This window comes from Paenibacillus sp. Soil766 (genome assembly GCF_001428105.1).
GTDB lineage: Bacteria > Bacillota > Bacilli > Paenibacillales > NBRC-103111 > Paenibacillus_E.
Genome location: NZ_LMSJ01000060.1, coordinates 205,716 through 226,042 on the forward strand (window position 1 = coordinate 205,716; position 20,327 = coordinate 226,042).

Consider the following 20,327-nt stretch of genomic DNA (forward strand, 5'->3'; position numbering starts at 1 on the left):
CCGGCGGGGTCGCTTGCCTTGCGCACATTTTTTGTGCGCTAGCGTGCCGCCACCGGCGGGGTCGCTTGCCTTGCGCACATTTTTTGTGCGCTAGCGTGTCGCCACCGGCGGGATTTCATGTCAAAAAAGCCCAAGACAGTTGTCTTGGACTTCTTACAGGGGATTTCACCCCCGCCCTATGTTGCCGAACTATGTTCTACCCGACCTGGCGAATCCTAAACCGCATCCGATCTGCGCCGCCCGGCACATACAAATAAACAAGCTCCACATACCCCTCGCGCGTGACGATTGTCGGCTCCGGCGCTTCCGCTTCTACTGCAAGCACAATACCTGGCAGCTTCCACAAAGATGGCGTCAATCCAGCGGCATCCAGCCCCGACCCTCTGAACTCAAATAGTAATTCAATCGGCTGCTCCACCGTAAAATGCACATCAATATGCAGTCCATCCTGATCTGCCTTCGCACTGTACCTGATCCCTCGCATATGCTTGCTCCAGTGACCGCCCACCACACGGCGCCCAAGCCGTACCGAGTACACCTCGCCGTCATCGCCACGCCAATGGATCGTAGCTGGATGTAGCTGACCGCTCGTATTCTCACTTCCCGAGATGCCGCCCATCATGTAGCTTTCGTCAATCCAAGCCGTAGCCGTACAGAGCGGCGTGTTCTCTCCTGGCTTATTTCGCTCACACAGCTCGCGAAATTGCTTCGTCACTTGTCTCGGTCCACGATGCTCCACAAGCTTTGGCCGCACATGACTCGGCAAACCTCCACTTGCATAAATCAACAGCGGATCAAGCTCCTCATCGTCGCCATGGTCAATCATATGCTCGTAGCCCGCTCCCAGAGCAAGATACATATGTGCGCCTAGCGAGCTGTGATGCAGCATTTCCATTTCATAAGCGCGCGTATATGGACCCGACAGATTTTCGAGATTCGGGTTATAGAATAACGCTATATTCTCCCATAGCCCTTGCAGCACATGGGTACCGACTTCTTGCATAGCAGGCGATGTGCCGAAGGCACGCCATAAGCCCAAAGCCGTCAAATCCACGGCATAATAGGTCGCCGAATTAAACTCCGCAAAGGATTCAAATTCATCAAAATGTGCTCGGAATTTGCTAATCTCCTTGAGCGCATGCTGGGTCCAAGCCCCATTTTTAAAGCGACTCCCAAAGAAATCCACGATGAACATATGCATCAGCTCAATATTCGTGTTCATAGGAATCGCATCAGACAGGCGGCGAGCAATCGAAGCACCTACCGTTTTTTCCATCGCCTCATCCATCTGGGCAACAAGCTCTGGAGACAGCTTCTCCTCGAACAGCGCCAGAATCGCCGCGAACGAACATGCAATGAACTCACGCCAGTTCGGATCATAACTGTCCCACACCCGAGGGAGCACGCGATTCACCGCGTTCCGGAATTGCTCTTGTACGCCGTTACCTTGACCCATCGCCTTCTCCAGCTCAGCGCCAATCCGTGTCAGCGTCTCCTCCAGGTAAAATGCAAAGCCCGGCGTGTCCACCTGCTGCCAGGGGTAACTCCCTTTCGGCGGATCCAAATCCATGTCTGTACGACGGAAGGTGCCGTGGTAAATTTCCTCTGGCGCATCCAATTGCAGGCGAATGATGCTGCGAATGAGGTCGCTTGCCCGCTCCACATCCCCTGTTTGATCCCGCAGCAGCAGTCCAAATGCATAGTGCGAGCTTGCGCGAGTGTCATATCTATGGGATAGATTGCGAAGCAATTTCTTGTCCCCGTCATAGCGAGCATCACACCCTTTTAGATAATGACGCAGTGCGTAAGCTTGTTCTTCTCTCCATTGGATCCCTTCCATGCATCTCCAACCCCTTCTGCCGATGAATACCATCATGATTGTAAGTTAAGCGCTTCACTTTTCATTATACCCTCTACAACACAAAACCCCCAAACTCCCAGCATCACGCTGGCGTTTAGGGGTCTTATCTATGATGACCACGGATTGGGATAGCCTTGCCGATGCAGGCCTCATTCCTGTATACTTTGGCTGTATCAAGTACCTGCAATACGACTTGTTTGGAGAGGAAGTGCCCCTGGTGTCCTATGATCAAAATATCCGATTGCATGAAATCCCGCTCTATTTTACTAATCAGAGAAGAAGCATAGGAACAGAATTTCAGGGCACGTTTCACGCTCACCAAGGTATTGAAGTGCTATTCGTTCATGATGGGTATGGCACACTCATTGTTGACCAGAAGAGCTATGAAATTATTCCTGGTATGTTATGTGTATTTCAACCTTATCAGCTGCACCATATTCAGATGGATCCGCAGACGCCATTCGTGCGATCGATCGTGCATTTTGAACCTACCCTATACGAGGCCTACTTCGAGCCTTGGCCGCGACTGTTGGCTTTTTTCAAGCATATTCTTACCAGTCAGCTGCAAACTCCTTGTCTTTACGTGAAAGGTGAGGAGGACCAGTTTCTTACGCTTTTTCAAAGCCTTGCACGGAAACTGCCGACATTAAGCAAGCAGGATGAGCTGGAGGAGTACTCCCTCTTTCTCGTGGCTTTCTTCCGCAGCTTCATGCCGCTTTGGGAGCAGCGTGATGGTCATACTCGCTCAGGCCCCGCACGCAAACCGCATCAAGCCGAACGTATTCTTAGTTGGCTCGAGGAGCATTACACCGAACCGCTGCGCTTGGAGAAGATGTCTGCTGAGCTCCATCTCTCTCCGTACCACCTGTCCCATCTGTTCACCGAATGCACGGGTACCAGCATTTCCGACTATGTGACTGCCAGAAGGCTGCAGCAAGCCGTGAAGCTGCTGACATCGACGGACCAGTCTGTCGCTCTTGTTGGCGAAGCTATTGGCGTAACGAATTGCTCGTACTTTTGCAAAATGTTCAAAAGTCACATCGGCGTAACGCCTCACCAATATCGCAAGCAAGGGCAGAAAAAACCTGCCGCAGCCGTTACTCGGCTGTCGTAATCATCATGGCATCGCGCTGTGCGATGAGGCATAGCTCCGCCGCTTTGAAGGTATGCTCCTGCGTCATCGCCACTTCAGTACGATTCAAGCAATCCAAAATCAACTGGCCAAAGTACGGGAATCCAACTTGTCCACTAACAGCGAAATGTTGCTCCCCATCCTTGTTCACAAGATACACATGGTTGCTCGTCTGTTCTCTCGCGATGTCGACATATTTGCGAAGCTCAATGTACCCATCGCTGCCCAGAATCGTCATGCGCCCATCGCCCCAGGTACTTAAGCCATCCGGCGTCATCCAATCTACTCGGAAGTACCCCGTTGCCCCATTGTCCCCGACCAAAGTAGCATCCCCGAAATCCTCAAAGTTCGGATACTGAGGGTAATTGTAGTTCGCTACTTTACTGTGAACAACCTTCGCATCTTTTGCCCCCGTAAAATACAGGAACTGCTCAATCTGATGACTCCCAATATCGCATAGAATCCCGCCGAATTTCTCTTTCTCAAAAAACCAATCCGGTCTGCTCGACAAACTAATGCGATGCGGCCCCAATCCAATAACTTGATGTACGCGACCGATCGCGCCCTGCTCAATTAATTGCCCTGCATAAATCGCGCTTTCCACATGTAGACGCTCACTGTAATAGACCGCATATTTTTGGCCTGTCTCCGCCACCTTCGCGCGTGCTGCTTCTAGCTGCTCCAACGTTGTAAAAGGAGCTTTATCCGTGAAATAATCCTTCCCGCTATCCATCACACGAAGTCCAAGCGGACCACGATCACAAGGAATCGCCGCAGCTGCCACAAGCTTTACCTCGGCATCTCCTAGAATTTCCTCCAACGAGCTTGCCGCACGAACACCTGGGTAAGTGCTCAGGAATTTATCTACTTTTGCCTGATCCGGATCATACACCCATTTCAATTCCCCACCTGCTTCACGCAGACCATTGCACATCCCATAAATATGCCCGTGATCCAACGCCGCCGCTGCAAAAACAAACTCCCCTGGCTGACAAACCGTGTTAAAACTTCCTTGTGGTGCGTAATTCATGCCGTCGCTTTTTTGCATTATCGTCAGTCTCCTCTGATGTTATTTAAATGTACTTCCCGTTGTAATCGTCTGTGGCGCGAAGTTTTCGATCGACGTATTCTTTTCATAAAAATGGGTCGCCTTCGCCTGCACGCCGCTTCTCGTATAGAACGCGTCTTGCGCATCAAGCGGGAATTTCACAAGCTCACCAGTGCTCGCTGATTTGTAAATGCCCGTAATAAGCTCCAACGTTTGACGACCGCTAATCCCATCTATCAGCACGGGTGCACCCGTTTCAATTGCAGTTAACACATTGTCGATTTGGCCGACATGCCCTTCATAGACCACTTCTGGCAGCCCATTGTAAAAAGCTTGCAGCTCTTCCTCCAACTCCTTGTTCGGCTCTGGGAACCCATTCGACGTCGAATTCGACGCTTTCACCTTCCATGGCGCAGATACACGTGCTTTCGCACCTTGGAAAATCAATTGCTGCTCCTCACCGTGATGCACGACTGAACTCGTGATTTGCCCTAGGGAGCCGTTGGCGTAGCGCAGCATGCCGATCGATAGATCCTCAACCTCGGCGTTATCGTGCGACACATTGCTCATGAATGCCTGTACTTCCGTCGGACTGCCCATCATCCATAGCAAAGCATCAATGTGATGCACCGCATGGTTCAGTGTCGGGCCGCCGCCTTCCTTCTCCCACGTGCCACGCCACCAGAGATCATAATAGCAATGACCGCGCCACCAGAAGGAATCGACTTGGACGTGGACGATTTTGCCCATAAGGCCGCTTTCCAGTACGGATTTCATCTTCATCATTGGCGTCTTGAAACGGTTCTGCGCCACAACAGATAGCAGCTTACCCGTGCGCTTGGCAGCCGCATTCATCAAGTCGCACTCCTCGAGCGAGGAGGCCATTGGCTTTTCCACCATCACATGTGAACCTGCTTCTAGAAACTCAACTGTAAGAGAAGCATGCGTGTAGGGGGGTGTACAGATGGACACAAGATCAATGTCCTCTTGCAAAAGTTCTTTATAATCCTTCACAGCTCTCGCCGTTTTCAGCTCAAACTGGTCAATTCGCTCCTGTGCTTTATCCTCATAAATATCGCTAATCGCGACAATTGTACAACGCTCCGGAAACTGTAAATAAGCTTCAATATGCGCATTCGAGATCGCGCCAGCTCCAATAATTGCTACCTTCAGCATCTACTTCATCTCCCTGACATTTGTTGCTCCAAGCATATCAAGAATGCGATTACAATTGTGACGCTATCTTGTGCAAAAATACCGTTACTTTGCGGTTTGGTAGAACAGAATAGGGGGACAACTGAACGGAATCAATGGGTAAAACGGTGATCCTTAATCCATTCAGAGACAGTCACAAATACATTGTCTTTCATTAAGGGACTAAATGTGAGGTCATTCATAATCGCTTGCTGCGTCGGAACAGCATCTAACAGCATTACATCATTCGTTTCAAATCCACCCGGTAATGCCCTGAGACTACTTACCTTTGAAATATATATATTTTTCACAAATGCAAGACGGTTCTTTTCGTAAATTAAGTACTGTCCAATCCTTTCAATCGAAGCGAGTTCTCCTCCAGCCTCTTCATACATCTCCCTGATAACCGTTTGTATAACAGACTCGCCTTCCTCCCTACTGCCTCCAGGTAATTCCCAACCTCGACAATTATGTCTAACAAGAACCAGCTTACCCTGATAGAAAGCGAAAATCAGGACACAATTTACTTCTTCAATCAGGCACTCCTTTGATAATAGGATATGTTGATTAGGCAAAGCACCTGCAAACTCATGAAATCCCAATCTCTTCTGATTAAAATCAATGCTACGGACGGGTTCCTGTTTCACTTGATACACTCCCCTTTCTTGTTTATGTGGGATAAGGAATCCCTTCCCGAAATAAAAAAAGTATTTGATCCTAAGACCAAATACTTCGCCCAGACGTTAGGGTAATCTTGTAGGAGCTGGACATAGTAACTCAAGCCCGGAGCGCGTTCTTCCATTCCCTATCAGCACCAATACGAGGGTAACCCCAACACTGCTTCTTACCATCTGACAAACCCCTCTGTACATTGTTATACAAAAGATATCACAGAGAAGCAGGTATAACATAACTGGAATTATATATATCTAGATATAGGTAAAAGCTATAGTAGTGAATCATGAATAGACCGTATGTGAATGGTATTTGCTAGTAAACTTCCATAGACAAACAATTGAAGTATATATGATTAAACTAATTGAATAATGGATAGTTAAGGTGCATGCTTACGATACGCAGGTAATGACGCATGACTTCACTGTAATAGACAATCCTTTTTTTAAAAAATAAAAAAAGCAACCCCACCAAGACCCCTAAGCCCCGTGGGATTACCTCTCTTTTTACTCGAGCATTCCGTAAACTAATATTTACAAATGCTGCGCGTAATAATAACTAACAAAATGAAAAGTACTAGGATGCTAGCAGCTGAATTGTTTTTCGGAGGACAAGCGACTGCTTGCGTGTGAACCGGTTTCGGGAACACAAATTCAGTTTGTTGGTAGGACGCGTGCAGGTGGATATTATTGTGCATCGGTTGCTGCATAATTGGCGCTGGCGCTGGAAGCGGTGTAGGCATCGGCATTGGCATCGGGGTTGGCATTGGCATTGGTTGCATTGGGTAATTCGGAACTTTTACATATTCCATGTGAAGAGCACCTCCTTGGTATTTTCCCTATCGGGAACTTTCACGAACATAAACGGGCAAAACAGGATTGTTATTGTTTAAGTTGGGTGAATAGCTTACAACATCAGTCTATGGGGAACCACCTACGTTGCACACGGTAAATACCCAGTTTGCATATAAATTGGGTGGGTGTCATGGGCGAACGAGCATAATCAGAGATAGTGCTACACCGACACTTTCGACTTACAGCGGTTACATCGCTACTTTCCCATCCTGTAACTCGATTATTTCGACTTACAGCAGCTACGCAGTCACTTTCCCATCCTGTAACTCGATTAATTCGACTTACAGTAGCTACACAGTCACTTTTCCATACTCTAACTCGATTATTTCGACTTACAGCAGCTGCATCGACACTTTCTCATCCTGCAACTCGATTATTTCGACTATCTACCTGCTACACAGCCACTTTCGCCTCGCGTTAGTCGATTATTTCGACTATCTACCTGCTACACAGCCGCTTTTACCTCCCGTAACTCGATTATTTCGACTATCGCCTCTTCCCCATCCAAACACAAAAAAGGACCGCCCCCTCATCAGAGGGAGCAGTCCTTCATTCCTTACACGTATGGATTATTCTCACGTTCGAAGCCAATCGTCGTCTTCGCACCATGCCCCGAGTAGACGATAACCTCGTCATCCAGCAGGAACAGCTTGTCCTGGATGGAATCCAGCAGAGTATTGTTGTCTCCACCGAGCAAGTCGGTACGACCGACTGACAGCTTAAACAACACGTCACCGCTGAACAGGTGGTTCTCATACAGGAAGCTCACACTGCCTGGCGAGTGGCCAGGGGTGTGGAATACCTTGAGCTTAATGCCAAGGAACTCCAATACCTGTCCCTCATCCAAAGCGAATTCCGCTGGATCCGTCACAATCGGAGCGCCAAGATCAGGCCAGCGTGCGGAGCCGTTCTTCTTCGGATTCGTCAGCCAATCGGCTTCCAGGTCATGAATATACACTGGGCATCCCTTAAGCTTACGAATCTCGTCTACACCACCGATATGATCGAAATGCGCATGTGTCAGCAAAATCGCTACGATATCCATGTCGGCAATTTTCTTAATCAACGACTTCGGATTCATACCGGGATCGATAATAATGCCTTGATTTGTCTCTGGATTCGACAGTAAGTACGCATTCGTCTGCACCGGACCCAGGACAAAAGATTGAATGTTGATCATCGTAATGCCACCTTCACCTTAGAACGATTCGATCAATGAACGAAGTTCCTTCACAATAACGGCATGGTATCCGTTACCTTCGCCATATTGACGGCCCATTTCGGCTCTGGCTACTTGAATTTTTTCGTTATAATCAGCCGCATCGCGATCTGGATTTTCTTTCTTGAATTGCGTCATAACTGCTTGTACGTTCTTCGGACGAGGTCCCCAGTGCCCAAGCGAGAAGCCGCCAGTATCCGTGAATACGACGATTGGAATCCCACGTCCGCCGCCTGTCAGGAACTGATCAATGACATCATAGTTTTGTTCAATGATAAGCACTTCCGTAGGAATGCCGCTATCTTCCAAAGCCTTGAACACTACAGGAACGTTGCGAACAACGTCGCCACACCAGTCAGCAGCAATAATCAAGCAGCGAAGATCATCGCGATTATTCAGCGATTCAAAATATTCTTTGTCTTCTTCATTATCCCAGGCAAACCCATCGTAATACGCCAAAAATTGCTCTTTATTTTTCTCCATACTCTCGATAAACTGTTTCGGCTTCAGGCCTGTACCTAACTTGCTAGCAAGATTCGCACCCATTGATTTCATCCTCCCAAGATCATCCATAGTCTCATTCATTGTATCAAAAGCAATCGAATCCGCCAAATCGACCTTACTAGACTTTCGTTTTTCTTTTGAGATAAAATTGATAGCCCGCATACAGAATCGTCAGCACAACCGCAGCGATAATCAATGGTTTAATATAAGGCCCTGCGTACTCGCCGATCGTCTCCCAGTTGTCTTTCAGCTTCATACCAAGGTAAATATACAAAAAAGAGTAAGGAATTAACGCTAGTCCCGTGTACAAGGTGAACTTGCCTAATGGCATTTTGGCCATTCCACCTGGCAGTGAGATCGCATGACGCACAATTGGAATAAATCTCGCTGTAAAAATCATCCCCGTACCATACCGGTTAAACCAGCTTTCCGCTACATCGATATGATGCTTACTGATCAGAAGGTATTTACCGTATCTTTCCAGAAAAGGTCTACCACCGTAACGTCCAATCCAATACAAAACAACTTGAGCCAATGTTCCCCCGACGACCGCGCAAATCATACCACCTACGAAGTTAATTTGACCTTTGGACACGAGATACCCTGCATAAGCTAAAAGCAATTCGTTCGGAATGACCTCCAACATGAGTCCAAGGAAAATTCCCCAGTACCCTAAACCTTCCAAATACACCAAAACACTTTGAATCAACTCATGCATACGTAACCCTCTCTTCGTTTCGCTTTCCGTTACATTTCTCTTCTTTCTAACTTACTTAACTGGAAAAAGTACATCTAATTTTGCCAATTGGATCAAAAGAAAGAGACGTGAAAACCCTCATAATTAGCTGTAGTTTTTCCCGTTAAATTCACAATTCCCACCTATGAGGTCTATCTAACCTAACTTGTACACGCTGCCTTGTTCTAAACTCTGAATTTCTAATCTCATCCACATTCTATCATAGACATGCTCTTATCCTCTACTTGTATGCAACTCATCGTTGAAATACGCCAATATATGCGATTTGCAGGCTTCCACTGGTGCGCTGAGTTCTTTGCCTACACGGTGAATCAGCCCATGTTCTAACGGAATCGCTGGCTCCGACTCAACACGAAGCAGCTTACCGGCTTCAAGCTCTTTCCGAACCGAAGTGACAGGCAACAAAGAAAGTCCCATGCCGCACATCATCGTCTGTTTGAGCATTTCCGTACTGTCGAAGGCCATTTCGGTAAACGTAGCCAGCCCCTTGTCCGTCATCAGTACCTGAGAGGCCAACGATTGATAAATGCAGCGGCTGCCGAACCCGATGACCTGGGTCTGCGCGATCGCTTCCCAGCCTTCCAGCTCGATGCGCTTCACGAGCGTCGGAGCCCCTATCCACACTAATTCATCCGCGAGCAGCGGGATAAACGTGAGATTGCGCACCTTAGGATCACGCGGCACAATGCCTAAATCCACGCGATATGCGGATACCTCCTGCATAATATCGCGTTGAAAGCCCGTTTCCAGCTGCAGCTGGATCTGCGGGAACCGCTCAAACAACGTTGGCAGCATCATCGGCAGATGCGGCACGCAGAACGATTCCAGCGCACGCAGGCGCACCACGCCTTTGGGTTCCTGCAAGCTCACCAGCTTCTCCTGCAGGGATTCGCCCAACTGCAAGAAACGATACGCGAATGGCGCCACCTCTCGGCCTGCTGCTGTCAATTCCACCCCACGCGGCAACCGTGTAAAAAGCGCCTGTCCCAACGTTTGCTCCAGCTGCGAAATATGCATTGTTACCGTGGATTGTACGTAACCAAGCTTAAGCGCGGCTTTACTAAAGCTCTTCTCCTCCATCACCGTAACGAATGTTTTCATACTTCGACCATCCAGCTGTTCCAACATCAGCAACGCACCACCTATCGAATTATCGAATATGAACTATCGGAATCATTCGTTATTCAAATACCTTACCACATGATACCATCAGGGATATCACAATGAAAAGAGGCACCCCCCATGTTCACTCGACTTCGACCGCAACTCACTCCCCTGTTCGTCAAACTCATCCCCGGCATTGGCGGCTTCCTCGCCATCCTGCTGTGCAGCTTACTCGGCGACCTCGCCCGCACCTCGCTGCTGATGGCGCCCTTCGGCGCCTCCTGCGTCATCGCCTTCGCGCTCCCGCAGAGCCCGCTCGCCCAGCCCCGCAGCCTCATCGGCGGCCACGTGCTGAGCACGCTCGTCGGGCTCTGCGCCCTCACCGCGTTCGGCGTGCACGCGTGGAGCCTCGCCCTCGCGGTCGGCGCCGCCATCACGCTCATGCAGCTGACGCGCACGCTGCATCCGCCAGCTGGCGCCGACCCGCTCCTCGTGATGCTCACGGGCGCAGGCTGGAGCTTCCTGCTCACCCCGGTGCTGCTCGGCGCAGCGCTGATCGTACTCGTTGCCTACGGATATCACCGGGCAACTCAAGCCCATCACTACCCCACGAAGTGGTGGTAACTCGTCCACTCGCAATTCCGATTCATGCGCTGGCAAGCCCCCGCATAAGATGTACAAGACCCTTGTACAGGAGGCGGACCCTATGTCCCGAGTATGGATTATCAAACGCAAACATGTGATTCAGCTTGCAGCCGCACTTCTTATCCTTCTCATTGGATGGCTGTATGTCAATCGAGATACCATCCTGCCAACTTTAGCCGAGCCTACGGCTGAACGTACGATCCACATGGTTGTTGGGGAATTCAAATCCACTACCGCTGATGGCAAAACCATCGAAGCCTATCGCTGGGACCCTGGTTCCGTCGATGTTAGAAAAGGCGAGCGTATTAAGCTCAGCATCCTTGGTGTCAATGGCGAGAGCCACCCCTTTCTCATAGAGGGACTCAATATCAGCGGTGAGATCAAAAAAGGCAAAGAAACCATCGTGCATTTTACCGCTAATCAAGCTGGTACCTATCGCCTTATCTGCATGACACATACGGACATGGCGCATAGCGGGCCAATGATTGGCTATATTGAAGTCCATTAGCATCTGTACCAAAGTTAAGCGAAGCCTTATGTCTTCCTTCTCTCACCTCGAATCGTCATTTTCTGGCGGCTCAAGATCAGAAGTGGCATTAAGGTTTTTTTTCGTTTACACTGAGGCCAAGCTCAATTGATCCCCAATGAAGAAGGTGCTTCCCCTGTGAAAACACATGTACTCGTCGTCGATGACGATCCCCATATTCGCGAACTGATGCGCTTCCTTTTTTCCAAAGAAGGGTATGCTGTCTTTGAAGCAAGTGACGGCGAACAAGCTTCAAGACTGCTGGAAACGGAACAAATCCATCTCGCTGTTGTTGATGTCATGATGCCGCTTCGTGACGGATTGGAGCTATGCGCTGAAATCCGCGAACACTACGATATTCCTGTTCTTCTTGTGACAGCCAAAGGAGACATGGAGGATAAAGAAAAGGGCTTTGCCTCAGGTACCGATGATTACGTCGTAAAGCCGTTCGAGCCCAAGGAACTGCTCTTTCGTGCGCGCGCCTTGTTGCGGCGATACCAGCTCGTTTCCTCGGAGATGATTACACTTGGCCGCACAGTCATTAATCGCAAAAGCTATGAAGTCACGATCGCAGGTGAAACACTGCTGCTGCCGCTCAAAGAATTTCAGCTGCTCGCCCAATTGGCGAGCCATCCAGGGCGCATTTTCACGCGTGAGCAACTGATTCACATGCTGTGGGGCACCGATTATGAGGGTGACAGCCGAACCATCGATGTTCATATCAAGCGACTGCGGGAGCGTTTTTATGAAAAAACTAGTGACTTTATGATTACGACGGTGAGAGGACTTGGTTACAAGCTTGAGGTGACGGAAGGGTGAAAACATTATATTTTCGCATCGTTGTTACATTCATTCTTATCGCGATGGTCAGCTCCGTGCTCGCACTCTTTCTTTCCAATTGGTATTATCTAACCAAATTAAGGGATCAGAACGAAGAGCAGATTTGGAAAATCACAACGGAAATACGCGCGCTATACGAGGAAATGCCCCGTGTAGAGCCCGCTTCCTATTTCACCCATATTGCCAATATGGGGTTCCAGCTTTATGTCGTGAATGACCAGATGGCGGGGACCTTCTATGGGACGCCGTATAAACATACGCAGTTCGATCCGGAGCAAATTCATCGTGTTCTAGCAGGAGAAACGTACCGCGGGATGCTGCAGGAGCGGCATGTTCTGATGGTGATTGGCTATTTTGAAAATAGCCTGCGCAACAGTATCGGTGTTCCCCTTCAGCTGCAGGGAAAACCATACGCCTTATTTGTTCGGCCTAATCTGGAACAGCAGATCGGCGGCGTGCGCGTCCTGATGGCTTTTCTGCTCGGACTTACCTTCCTTTTCAGCATCGTCCTTATCATCATACTCTCCCAATTCATCGTGAAGCCTGTCACCAGATTACGAGAAGCCACAAGGCGAATCGTTGGCGGAAGCTACGAAATGTCGATGGACGTTTCTCGGCAGGATGAAATTGGGGAGCTTGCGCGAGATTTCACCTACATGGCGCAATCGCTCAAACAGGTAGAAGCCATGCGGCAGGAATTCGTGGGCAATGTCTCCCATGAAATCCAGTCTCCATTAACCTCGATTCAGGGCTTCGCCCAATCCATCTTGGATCAGACGACCTCCGAAGCGGAGAAGGAGCGCTATCTTCATATCATTTTAGACGAAAGCCGGAGATTGTCCTCTCTCAGTAAACAGCTCCTAACCCTAGCCTCTTTAGATAAAGAAAGTCATGTAGTTAAGCGCACCGTGTACCGGCTGGATGAACAAATACGTCAAATTCTTATTCATACCGAGTGGCAATGGTCGGAGAAGGATATAACAATTGACCTAGATCTTCCCGAAACGGCCGTCTCCGCCGATCACCAATTGATGCACCAGGTTTGGCTTAACCTCATTACGAATGGCATCAAATACGCTCGCCCTCATGAAGCGTTACACCTTGCAATTCAGTCATCAGAAACCGAGGTCACCGTCGTGGTGAGCGACACAGGGATTGGCATGTCGGAGGGGGATCTGCCTCATATTTTCACCCGCTTCTACAAAGCGGATCGCTCTCGAAACCGCACCAGTGCGGGCACGGGCCTTGGTTTATCGATTGTTCAGAAAATCATCGAGCTGCATGACGGCAGCATTCATGTGCAGAGTGAACTTGGCAAAGGGACGACTTTCACTGTTCGACTACCCCGAATGTAATCTTCCATTCATCATCCGTTCATATTCCTCTCCTACTATTTGAAGTAGATTAAGGAGAGGGGAATGAATCTGCCATGAAACAGACTTTATCACGTCTTGCCCAGTTCGTTAGCAGTGCCAAAGGTGCCAAAATCGTACTCATTAGCTGGCTGGCTGCCATCCTTTTATTAAGCGTATTTGCGCCATCTTCCAAAGAGGTTGCCCAAAGCGGCGGTGAAGGCAGCCTAGCTGGCCATACATTATCTGAAGAAGCTAAACAGGTATTACAAGAGGCCTACCCTTCCCGGGACGGTTTAACCGCCATCCTCGTGTTCCATTCCGAGCACCCTATCACCGATGCTGAACGTGGCGCTATAGCGAACATTAGTGCGTGGTTGGTTTCTGATCAGAAACCGCCTTACGTCACGCATTCTGTACCTTTCCATCACATGCCCGCGGCGCAGCAAGAGCTCTTATTTTCCGCAGATCGTACAACGCTGTTGTTAACGCTCTCCCTCCAAAAGGATCTAGCATCCGGTCCTGTCTACGATACGCTTGAACAGATTCGTCATGTGTCGGAGCAGCAAGGCTTAGGGGCAATGAACCTTGAAATCACAGGTCCCGCAGGTATCTCATCCGATACCATCCTGCTTTTCAAAAAGGCCGATTTTGTGCTAATGCTCGCCACCCTCGGAATTATTCTCATCATTTTAATCGTCATCTATCGCTCTCCGCTGTTAGCCTTGTTACCCTTGGTTATCGCAGGCATGGTGTATGCCGTCGTCGATAGAGTCATCGGTTTAGCGGGCCAAATGGGCTGGATATTCGTCGAGAAGCAATCCCTCTCCATCATGATGATCTTGCTTTTCGCCGTGTTGACGGATTACTGCTTATTTATCATTGCGCGCTATCGTTCCGCCCTGCGGACAACGGCTTCCAAGTACGATGCGATGTCAAAAGCTTTCTCTAACGTGGCTGAACCGATCTTCTTCAGCGGCGGCACCGTGCTAATCGCCATGCTCACGTTATTCGCAGCTGTGTTCAAGCCCTATCATAACTTTGCGCCAGTCTTCTCCATTGCGATGTTGGTTATTTTGCTTGGCGGACTGACGTTAATTCCTGCGATGTTTGCCTTAATTGGACGGAAAGCATTCTGGCCGTTTATTCCACGTACTGAGGATGCGGCGCTTGTGGAGGAGCCTCGCGGCTTCTGGGCGTGGATCAGCACTCGTGTTACCGCAAAGCCACGAATAACCGCACTTGTGCTCATTATCGTACTAGTGGCACCTGCTATATCTACGTTAGGCATGCGCTACTCGTTTAATCTCATGAAATCCTTCCCAAGCGATATTTCTTCTAGACAAGGCTTTGACACGTTGGAAGCGCAGTTTCCTCCAGGGCAATTAGCGCCAGTTACGGTTCTTTTGGACTCGAACAAGGTAATCGTTTGGGATGAGGCGTTCATTGGCAAAATGAACACATTGACCGGACTTATTCGGGGGCATGAGGGGATTAGTTCATTTGCACCGGGGATCAATTTGGCTGAGTTAACTCCTGGGAATGCCAATTTACCTAAGCATACAATGAAGTTTCAGCTGATTCTAACGATGAATCCCTATGATCAAGCCGCGCTTGAGTTGATCTCCGGCTTACGCAAGGATAGTGCTGCCATGCTTGAGCAGAGTGGCTTCGAGCTTGGCCAGTTCACCTTGCATTACGCAGGCCAAACAGCGGAACAGCTAGATGTCCGTACGATGAATAAGCGGGATACGGTAGTCATTTTCTCACTCATTACGGTATTGATTACCTTTATGCTAATCTGGCAAGCCCGCTCCCTTCGATTGGCACTTACCATGATGGCAACCATGCTGCTGTCCTACGCGGCTACAATGGGAATTGCATGGAGTGTGTTTCATTTCGGATTTGGACACGATGCGTTCAGTTATCGTCTGCCTATGTACACCTTTATCTTTCTCATCTCGTTAGGTGTGGACTATAACATCATTCTCGTCTCTCGGGTGCAAGAGGAAGCGCGGAGCCATCCATGGCGAATAGCTGTGCAGCGTGGCGCAGCACTAACTGGCGGCGTCATCTCTTCAGCTGGCATCGTGCTGGCGGCGACCTTCTGTGTCTTAATGACGCAGCCTTTGCAGGAACTGCTGCTGTTTGGGTTCGCGATGGCTGTCGGTATCCTCATCGATACTTTTCTCGTTCGAGGCATGCTGCTTCCGGCGCTGATGACTTATTTGGGCCCGCGTGAGGCAAAGGTGAAGCGAACATCTAACCCCAGAACTTGGGCGCAATAGGTTCTTGTCCCGAGTCGCTCTCCGCCCTCTCTGTGCATACACATAACAGAGAGAGGAGCGTCGATCCCTGTATGGTGTACCAGAATCAAAGTGAACGACATAAACAGCAACTCCCCAACGCTCGTGCCATTCGGAGAGCATGCAACAAGGAGCTATATCGGACCATTAAGCGGTTAAAAATATGGCTCTCACCCGAGCAAATCAAGTCTGCCGAGACCATTTACGTGAAGAAAGTGATGCTCAATCTCCCCTTCATCGTCGAAAATGGCAGCAACCGTCGATTGCTAGCTGATTGGTTCGGCGAACATGTTGCTCCCGAGGTCGCTCCTATATGGAACGTAGAGCTGGAAAGCTTGAATGAGGCGTTTCGCGACGCATTTGGCGGATAGCACGAACTAGTTGAGTGTGATAAGAGCGGATCATCCGCTCTTATTTGCGTTGATGAAGTTCATTTGCTACTTTTACTAACTGCTCCTGGCCACCGTTCCCCTCCTAATCTACTCCTACCCCACTCAAATTCCCACTACTAGCTACTCCCAACCCACTCATATCCCACGACGGTCAAAAAAAAGGCCGCGGAGACTATCAACCCCACGACCAAAATTCTTACTTATACGCTGGCAACCACTTGCCATGCGCTTCAATCAATTCATCGCACATCGCGACGATATCGTCCATCGACAGCTCAGCTGATGTATGCGGATCCAGCATAGCCGCGTGATAAATATGCTCACGCTTACCCGTAATTGCCGCTTCAATCGTCAACAGCTGCGTGTTGATATTCGTGCGGTTCAGCGCCGCCAGTTGTGGTGGCAGATCTCCTACATACGTTGGCGTAACGCCATTACGATCAACCAAGCAAGGCACTTCGACACACGCTTCGCGCGGTAAATTCGTGATCAAGCCGGTATTCATGACGTTTCCACCGATTTTGAACGGAACATCCGTCTCGATCGCCTCGAAAATGTACGAAGCATACTCATGTGAACGCTGATGCGTCAAATTCGCATCGTTCACGAGATCCTCGCGCATTTGCTTCCATTTGCTAATTTGTTCAATACAACGACGTGGATATTCATCCAATGGAATGTTAAAGCGATCCACTAACTCAGGGTAATTCCGCTTGATGAAATACGGATGATACTCAGCATTATGCTCGGAAGATTCCGTAATATAATGGCCGAATTTCAGCATCAGCTCGTAGCGAACCATGTCTTTGTGTTTCTCTTTTTGCTTCTCAGCAGCCCGTTTCTTAATTTCCGGATAGAGATCGACACCATCTCTGGATACTTCAAGCAGCCAAGCCATATGATTGATCCCTGCGATTTTCGCTTTGACCCCTGTTTGATCAATTTCCAAGTGTTTAAATAGCTCCGGTACACACGCTTGCACGCTATGGCACAGACCAACTGTACGCACACCGCCATACGTGTTCATGACATTTGTCAAAACAGCCATCGGATTCGTATAGTTAAGGAATAGGGCATCCGGACATACCTCGCGCACATCTGCTGCGAAATCCAGCATAACCGGGATCGTTCTCAAGTTTCTGAAAATACCGCCAATCCCAACCGTATCGGCAATCGTTTGACGCAAACCATACTTCTTCGGGATTTCAAAATCCGTAATCGTACATGGATCATAGCCACCTACTTGGATCGCATTAACCACATATTTGGCACCGCTTAACGCCTCTTTACGGTCGGTATACGATTTAATAATGGACGTGCTTCCACTTGTTTTCTTGATGTTATTCAGCATGTTTGCAGAATCTTGTAACCGTTCATGATCAATATCAAAGAGAGCGATTTCAAAGCCTTGTAGCGCGGGGGTAAGCAAACAATCACCAAGTACATTTTTTGCAAAAACCGTGCTTCCTGCACCTAAAAAAGTAATTTTGGACATGTGAGAATCTCCTCCAATAGACAATCTATTATCATATCCTTACTATAGCGCAAGCTCGCTTTGAAAAATATGGATTGAAACAACTCCAATATGGACATTTGTAGTTTTTTAGATTACGCTCATAATAAAAACAAAGCGAGGCTCCTATGAATCCAGATCATACTTACTTCGACATCAGCATTAATCCTTTACATAGCAATCCTGACTTATCTGTCCTTTTCAGTGGAGAAGGCAAACCGCACCCCCAGCACCGAATGGGACCTGCCGTTCATGATTATTACTTGATCCATACGGTCCTCTCTGGGACAGGCACGTTCGAAATGGGGCAGCGAACCTACACTTGCACCAAGGGAGACACCTTTATCATTTATCCAGGTGAGTTATTCTCCTATACGGCAGATATCACTACGCCTTGGCACTATGTGTGGGTAGCTTTCACAGGTCGAGCCGTCGATTCGCTGCTTTCATATATCGGAGTCTCCCCCCAACAAGCCGTGGTATCAGGGAATGAACCGCGTACCATTCGGCACTTCTACCGACATCTGCGCGCATGCTTCAGCCAGACCTCTTTCCCACAGTTGGAGGAGCTAGAAGCCGAGGGCTGGCTGCGCTTGCTTCTTCGTGAGCTTGGACGCGTGAATACGCATCATATTTCTACCAAGCCTGTGGCTGAAACCGATATTGGGCGCCAGATTGGACAAGCCATCCGCTATCTAGAACTGCAGTATACACAAGCGGTCTCCATCGAGCATCTCGCTCGCAGCTTGGGGTATCACCGTACCTATTTGTGCAAAATGTTCAAACAATCCACCGGATTATCTCCGATGCAGTATCTATTCAACATCCGCATGGAACGGGCCAAACGGCTGCTAATGACAACCGCCATGACCATTGATCAAGTCGCCTCTTCCGTCGGCTTCAATGATGCGCTCTATTTCTCGAAGCAGTTCCACAAGTGGAGCGGCTCCGCGCCGTCTGTGTATCGGAAAGAGCTTCGAAATGTATAACTCATAAGCGGCTCGTATCCAAAGAGTTTTCATCAATGATATAAATGGAAAAAATCCAGCTATTTCTGCCCATTTTCATCGAAATAGGAAGATAACTGGATTTTCTCCATTTATTATTGGGTCTTTCCGTGGAACCCCCAATAATTGAGTATATTAGATGTACATTTTCCATTTATTCCACTTATTCGGCCAAATCGCATGAAATTTGATGTAGTTTTTCCCGCTATTCCCCTCAAGCGAGTCAACAAGTCACAACAACATCACAATCTAGGCAGGATTTGCGGCCCATCCTCTAAATCTCGATATCCACGATTAAGCTGTCTACACGACCAACTTCACGAATATATGCGGCTACCGCTTGATGCTCTGGATTCGGACCGTAAGCTGCCAAGGCCGCTTTATCTTCAAAACGAACGGAAAGTACGACTTGGAAGCCTTGATTTTTCTCGGAAAAATTAAGACCTGCTTGAATATCAACGATGCCTGTCAGATGTGGACGCAAAGCTTTGAAACGGTCAACAACCTCTTGCAATTGCTCTTGCGATGTTGTTTCAGCAAATTTAACAAGGACGATATGATCAATCATGATGTGAACCTTCTTTCTATACTCATTTAGGACATTAATAATGAACGACATTTATCTTAACAAAAACGCAAGCCGAGTACCACTCCCATTTTGCGTGACGAAGGTACTCAAGCGGCTATCCTGGCCGATCATCTACTCGCAATAGAGGCAATCCGATCGGAGCTCAGCACCTGAACTCCCGTTTTCCCCGACTTTGCAGCTCTTATTAGGCCCGTAGCAATCGTTCGTGCATGAATGGGACGATACTTGCGAAGGCGACCCGTCATTAGCGGAGCAATGGCCCGCGAAACGATACCTCCCAGTTTCTCACCTAATCGAAATTCCCCACGGTTGCCAAGAATGAGTGAGGGCCGAAGCAAGTGAAGTGAGCGAAGTCGCATGCCCCGCAGCTTGTCTTCCACTTCTCCCTTTACCTGATTATAGAAAAAGGAGGATGTGCGGTCTGCTCCCATCGCTGTGACAATGGCGAAGCTATCTGCTTGTCCCTTGCTTGCCACTTCAGCTAACAGGAGGGGATAATCGCGGTCTACTCTGCGGAATTGTTGTTTCGAGCCTGCTTTTTTGATCGTTGTTCCTAAGGTACAGAATACATGAGCATGTGAGAATTCCGAGGACTTCAGACTCTCACTCAGCTTAGCGAAATCAATTACTCGCTGCTCTAGCTTCCCAAGTCCATTAACCTGATCTAGATCCATTTTCTTACGAACTAACGCAATAATCTTATCATAGTCCGGATCGTTCAATAGCTGTTTGATTAGTTCCTTGCCGACTAAGCCCGATCCTCCCGCAACAATCGCCGTTCTCCCCTTCATTGCACACCTCCGCGTCAT

Annotated in this window: 20 protein-coding genes; 8 read left to right on the top strand and 12 right to left on the bottom strand. The window is 48.7% G+C overall.

Going from position 1 to position 20,327, the window contains the following annotated elements; genetic code table 11:
- Window positions 1-196: 196 nt before the first annotated feature.
- Window positions 197-1,840 carry a hypothetical protein gene (locus ASG89_RS34770; protein WP_057315913.1) on the bottom strand — a complete coding sequence of 548 codons (1,644 nt, stop codon included), beginning with the start codon at window positions 1,838-1,840 and terminating at the stop codon, window positions 197-199.
- Window positions 1,841-1,970: 130 nt separating this feature from the next.
- Here ASG89_RS34770 and ASG89_RS34775 point away from each other — a divergent pair, with 130 nt between their 5' ends.
- Window positions 1,971-2,975 (top strand): AraC family transcriptional regulator, encoded by a 1,005-nt coding sequence (locus tag ASG89_RS34775; RefSeq protein WP_235550039.1) that lies wholly within the window; start codon window positions 1,971-1,973, stop codon window positions 2,973-2,975.
- Here ASG89_RS34775 and ASG89_RS34780 read toward each other — a convergent pair.
- From ASG89_RS34780 to ASG89_RS34815, 8 genes are all read right to left on the bottom strand, one after another.
- A complete protein-coding gene (locus ASG89_RS34780; RefSeq protein WP_057315914.1) occupies window positions 2,959-4,041 on the bottom strand; it encodes a Gfo/Idh/MocA family protein in 1,083 nt (360 codons plus the stop codon). The genes ASG89_RS34775 and ASG89_RS34780 overlap by 17 nt on opposite strands.
- A gap of 21 nt (window positions 4,042-4,062) precedes the next feature.
- Window positions 4,063-5,217 (bottom strand): Gfo/Idh/MocA family protein, encoded by a 1,155-nt coding sequence (locus ASG89_RS34785; RefSeq protein ID WP_057315915.1) that lies wholly within the window; start codon window positions 5,215-5,217, stop codon window positions 4,063-4,065.
- Between the two features lie 131 nt (window positions 5,218-5,348).
- Window positions 5,349-5,891, bottom strand: a complete 543-nt coding sequence (locus ASG89_RS34790; protein ID WP_235550040.1) for an NUDIX domain-containing protein — start codon at window positions 5,889-5,891, stop codon at window positions 5,349-5,351.
- A 545-nt stretch (window positions 5,892-6,436) separates the two neighbouring features.
- Window positions 6,437-6,721, bottom strand: a complete 285-nt coding sequence (locus tag ASG89_RS34795; protein WP_057315917.1) for a hypothetical protein — start codon at window positions 6,719-6,721, stop codon at window positions 6,437-6,439.
- A gap of 599 nt (window positions 6,722-7,320) precedes the next feature.
- Window positions 7,321-7,944, bottom strand: a complete 624-nt coding sequence (locus ASG89_RS34800; protein ID WP_057315918.1) for an MBL fold metallo-hydrolase — start codon at window positions 7,942-7,944, stop codon at window positions 7,321-7,323.
- 18 nt (window positions 7,945-7,962) lie between these two features.
- Window positions 7,963-8,529, bottom strand: coding sequence for a thioredoxin family protein (locus ASG89_RS34805; protein WP_056618420.1), 567 nt, complete (start codon window positions 8,527-8,529; stop codon window positions 7,963-7,965).
- Window positions 8,530-8,605: 76 nt separating this feature from the next.
- Window positions 8,606-9,205, bottom strand: coding sequence for a DedA family protein (locus ASG89_RS34810; RefSeq protein ID WP_057315919.1), 600 nt, complete (start codon window positions 9,203-9,205; stop codon window positions 8,606-8,608).
- Between the two features lie 252 nt (window positions 9,206-9,457).
- Window positions 9,458-10,372 carry a LysR family transcriptional regulator gene (locus tag ASG89_RS34815; protein WP_057315920.1) on the bottom strand — a complete coding sequence of 305 codons (915 nt, stop codon included), beginning with the start codon at window positions 10,370-10,372 and terminating at the stop codon, window positions 9,458-9,460.
- A 114-nt stretch (window positions 10,373-10,486) separates the two neighbouring features.
- Here ASG89_RS34815 and ASG89_RS35985 point away from each other — a divergent pair, with 114 nt between their 5' ends.
- The 6 genes from ASG89_RS35985 (at window position 10,487) to ASG89_RS34845 (ending at window position 16,388) form a co-directional block, all read left to right on the top strand.
- The gene (locus ASG89_RS35985; RefSeq protein ID WP_082593781.1) at window positions 10,487-10,972 is read left to right on the top strand and encodes an HPP family protein; all 486 of its coding nucleotides are present in this window, start codon (window positions 10,487-10,489) and stop codon (window positions 10,970-10,972) included.
- 82 nt (window positions 10,973-11,054) lie between these two features.
- The gene (locus ASG89_RS34825; protein WP_057315922.1) at window positions 11,055-11,501 is read left to right on the top strand and encodes a cupredoxin domain-containing protein; all 447 of its coding nucleotides are present in this window, start codon (window positions 11,055-11,057) and stop codon (window positions 11,499-11,501) included.
- A 156-nt stretch (window positions 11,502-11,657) separates the two neighbouring features.
- Window positions 11,658-12,338: a response regulator transcription factor gene (locus ASG89_RS34830; RefSeq protein WP_057315957.1), complete on the top strand. Its 681-nt coding sequence runs from the start codon at window positions 11,658-11,660 to the stop codon at window positions 12,336-12,338.
- Window positions 12,335-13,714, top strand: coding sequence for a sensor histidine kinase (locus ASG89_RS34835; RefSeq protein WP_057315923.1), 1,380 nt, complete (start codon window positions 12,335-12,337; stop codon window positions 13,712-13,714). The genes ASG89_RS34830 and ASG89_RS34835 overlap by 4 nt, the downstream gene beginning before the upstream one ends.
- Before the next feature lie 74 nt (window positions 13,715-13,788).
- The gene (locus ASG89_RS34840) at window positions 13,789-15,999 is read left to right on the top strand and encodes an MMPL family transporter (protein WP_057315924.1); all 2,211 of its coding nucleotides are present in this window, start codon (window positions 13,789-13,791) and stop codon (window positions 15,997-15,999) included.
- Between the two features lie 71 nt (window positions 16,000-16,070).
- Complete coding sequence (locus ASG89_RS34845) at window positions 16,071-16,388, top strand: hypothetical protein (protein WP_057315925.1); 318 nt, start codon at window positions 16,071-16,073, stop codon at window positions 16,386-16,388.
- A gap of 217 nt (window positions 16,389-16,605) precedes the next feature.
- Here the strand turns inward: ASG89_RS34845 and ASG89_RS34850 are convergent, their stop codons facing one another.
- Window positions 16,606-17,904: an alpha-glucosidase/alpha-galactosidase gene (locus ASG89_RS34850; RefSeq protein WP_057315926.1), complete on the bottom strand. Its 1,299-nt coding sequence runs from the start codon at window positions 17,902-17,904 to the stop codon at window positions 16,606-16,608.
- Window positions 17,905-18,050: 146 nt separating this feature from the next.
- Here ASG89_RS34850 and ASG89_RS34855 point away from each other — a divergent pair, with 146 nt between their 5' ends.
- A complete protein-coding gene (locus ASG89_RS34855) occupies window positions 18,051-18,911 on the top strand; it encodes an AraC family transcriptional regulator (protein ID WP_057315927.1) in 861 nt (286 codons plus the stop codon).
- Window positions 18,912-19,203: 292 nt separating this feature from the next.
- On the opposite strand, the gene ASG89_RS34860 is transcribed toward ASG89_RS34855, so the two are convergent.
- Together ASG89_RS34860 and ASG89_RS34865 are read right to left on the bottom strand one after the other, a co-directional pair.
- Window positions 19,204-19,497, bottom strand: a complete 294-nt coding sequence (locus ASG89_RS34860; RefSeq protein WP_057315928.1) for a Dabb family protein — start codon at window positions 19,495-19,497, stop codon at window positions 19,204-19,206.
- Between the two features lie 128 nt (window positions 19,498-19,625).
- Window positions 19,626-20,309, bottom strand: coding sequence for an NAD(P)H-binding protein (locus ASG89_RS34865; protein WP_057315929.1), 684 nt, complete (start codon window positions 20,307-20,309; stop codon window positions 19,626-19,628).
- Window positions 20,310-20,327: the final 18 nt, after the last annotated feature.

Bases quoted from the DNA above. Each gene is read 5' to 3' on its own strand.
- ASG89_RS34770 (WP_057315913.1), bottom strand. From the start codon at position 1,840: ATGGAAGGGATCCAATGGAGAGAAGAACAAGCTTACGCACTGCGTCAT.
- ASG89_RS34775 (WP_235550039.1), top strand. From the start codon at position 1,971: ATGATGACCACGGATTGGGATAGCCTTGCCGATGCAGGCCTCATTCCT.
- ASG89_RS34780 (WP_057315914.1), bottom strand. From the start codon at position 4,041: ATGCAAAAAAGCGACGGCATGAATTACGCACCACAAGGAAGTTTTAAC.
- ASG89_RS34785 (WP_057315915.1), bottom strand. From the start codon at position 5,217: ATGCTGAAGGTAGCAATTATTGGAGCTGGCGCGATCTCGAATGCGCAT.
- ASG89_RS34795 (WP_057315917.1), bottom strand. From the start codon at position 6,721: ATGGAATATGTAAAAGTTCCGAATTACCCAATGCAACCAATGCCAATG.
- ASG89_RS34800 (WP_057315918.1), bottom strand. From the start codon at position 7,944: ATGATCAACATTCAATCTTTTGTCCTGGGTCCGGTGCAGACGAATGCG.
- ASG89_RS34805 (WP_056618420.1), bottom strand. From the start codon at position 8,529: ATGGGTGCGAATCTTGCTAGCAAGTTAGGTACAGGCCTGAAGCCGAAA.
- ASG89_RS34810 (WP_057315919.1), bottom strand. From the start codon at position 9,205: ATGCATGAGTTGATTCAAAGTGTTTTGGTGTATTTGGAAGGTTTAGGG.
- ASG89_RS34815 (WP_057315920.1), bottom strand. From the start codon at position 10,372: ATGTTGGAACAGCTGGATGGTCGAAGTATGAAAACATTCGTTACGGTG.
- ASG89_RS35985 (WP_082593781.1), top strand. From the start codon at position 10,487: ATGTTCACTCGACTTCGACCGCAACTCACTCCCCTGTTCGTCAAACTC.
- ASG89_RS34825 (WP_057315922.1), top strand. From the start codon at position 11,055: ATGTCCCGAGTATGGATTATCAAACGCAAACATGTGATTCAGCTTGCA.
- ASG89_RS34840 (WP_057315924.1), top strand. From the start codon at position 13,789: ATGAAACAGACTTTATCACGTCTTGCCCAGTTCGTTAGCAGTGCCAAA.
- ASG89_RS34845 (WP_057315925.1), top strand. From the start codon at position 16,071: ATGGTGTACCAGAATCAAAGTGAACGACATAAACAGCAACTCCCCAAC.
- ASG89_RS34850 (WP_057315926.1), bottom strand. From the start codon at position 17,904: ATGTCCAAAATTACTTTTTTAGGTGCAGGAAGCACGGTTTTTGCAAAA.
- ASG89_RS34855 (WP_057315927.1), top strand. From the start codon at position 18,051: ATGAATCCAGATCATACTTACTTCGACATCAGCATTAATCCTTTACAT.
- ASG89_RS34860 (WP_057315928.1), bottom strand. From the start codon at position 19,497: ATGATTGATCATATCGTCCTTGTTAAATTTGCTGAAACAACATCGCAA.
- ASG89_RS34865 (WP_057315929.1), bottom strand. From the start codon at position 20,309: ATGAAGGGGAGAACGGCGATTGTTGCGGGAGGATCGGGCTTAGTCGGC.